The sequence below is a fragment of the Pantoea sp. S61 genome (genome assembly GCF_016625145.1).
Lineage (GTDB): Bacteria > Pseudomonadota > Gammaproteobacteria > Enterobacterales > Enterobacteriaceae > Pantoea > Pantoea rwandensis_B.
On the sequence record NZ_JACVUO010000062.1, the window covers coordinates 1 to 582 of the forward strand.

Here is a 582-nt window from a genome sequence, read left to right on the forward strand (position 1 = left end):
TCATGGATATTCGTAAAATTAAGAAACTGATCGAACTGGTAGAAGAGTCTGGCATCTCCGAGCTGGAAATCTCTGAAGGCGAAGAGTCAGTTCGTATCAGCCGTTCACCTGCGAACGCTGGCTACCCGGTCATGCAACAGGCTTACGCTGCGCCAGTGATGCAGCAGCCTGCGCTGGCGACCGCCGTTGCACCTGCAGCCGCTGCGCCGGCTGAAGCCGCTAAGCCGGAAATCACCGGTCACATCGTGCGTTCTCCGATGGTCGGCACTTTCTACCGTACCCCAAGCCCGGATGCGAAAGCCTTCGTGGAAGTGGGCCAGAAAGTCAACGCAGGCGATACCCTGTGCATCGTTGAAGCGATGAAAATGATGAACCAGATCGAAGCCGATAAATCCGGCGTTGTGAAGGCGATCCTGGTGGAAAGCGGCCAGCCGGTTGAATTTGACGAGCCGCTCGTCGTCATCGAATAACGAGGCGAAGCATGCTGGATAAAATTGTCATTGCTAACCGCGGTGAGATCGCTCTGCGTATTCTCCGCGCGTGTAAAGAATTAGGCATCAAGACCGTTGCGGTTCACTCCAC

2 protein-coding genes are annotated in these 582 nt (G+C 55.2%); both read left to right on the plus strand.

Annotated features, from left to right (window positions below; translation table 11 throughout):
- The first annotated feature begins 2 nt into the window (after nucleotides 1-2).
- Nucleotides 3-470, plus strand: a complete 468-nt coding sequence (gene accB / locus IAE30_RS29870; RefSeq protein WP_034830260.1) for an acetyl-CoA carboxylase biotin carboxyl carrier protein — start codon at nucleotides 3-5, stop codon at nucleotides 468-470.
- A gap of 11 nt (nucleotides 471-481) precedes the next feature.
- Nucleotides 482-582 (plus strand): biotin carboxylase N-terminal domain-containing protein (locus IAE30_RS29875; protein ID WP_200681638.1); only part of this gene is annotated, 101 nt, incomplete at its 3' end.